Raw genomic sequence first — 645 nt, forward strand, 5'->3', positions numbered from 1 at the left:
ATATAAAAACGTAGAAAATCATTTTAAAGTTGTTGTTGATAAAAAATTGACTAAAAAAATAGCTTATCGTCCATTTGATACAAGAAACATTTATTATGATTTGAAACTTGTAGAAAGAGGAAGAGAAAAAGTTATGCAACACTTTATTAAAGGAGAAAACGTTGCCCTTATTTCCAATAAGCAAATTAGGACATCTCATATTTTTCATCATTGGATTACTAAAACTTTAACAGATTTACATATTACTGAAACTGCAAATGCAAATCCATATATTTTTCCCCTCTACCTCTATCCAGAAAACAACGGACAACAAACGATTGACCAAACCATAGAAAGAGTCCCTAATGTAAATATGGCAATTGTTACTGAGATGGCTACTAAATTAGGGTTGGGGTTTGTGGCTGATCATGAGATGCTGAAACAAGTTCAGCATGACAAATACTTCACACCACTAGATATCTTAGATTATATCTATGCAGTCTTGCATTCGCCAACCTACAGAGAGAAATACAAAGAATTTTTAAAAATAGATTTTCCGCGTGTACCGTATCCTAAAAACACAAAAACGTTTTGGCAATTGGTACAATTAGGAGGAGAAATACGCCAAATTCATTTGCTAGAAAGCCCTGTTGTTGAGAATTATAT

General features: G+C 32.4%; 1 protein-coding gene. It reads left to right on the top strand.

Annotation, left to right across the window (positions count from 1 at the left end; genetic code table 11):
• A partial coding sequence (locus IU405_RS00060; protein WP_317193324.1) for a type ISP restriction/modification enzyme occupies window positions 1-645 on the top strand: 645 nt, incomplete at both ends.

The sequence above is a fragment of the Polaribacter sp. BAL334 genome, from assembly GCF_015767435.1.
GTDB lineage: Bacteria > Bacteroidota > Bacteroidia > Flavobacteriales > Flavobacteriaceae > Polaribacter.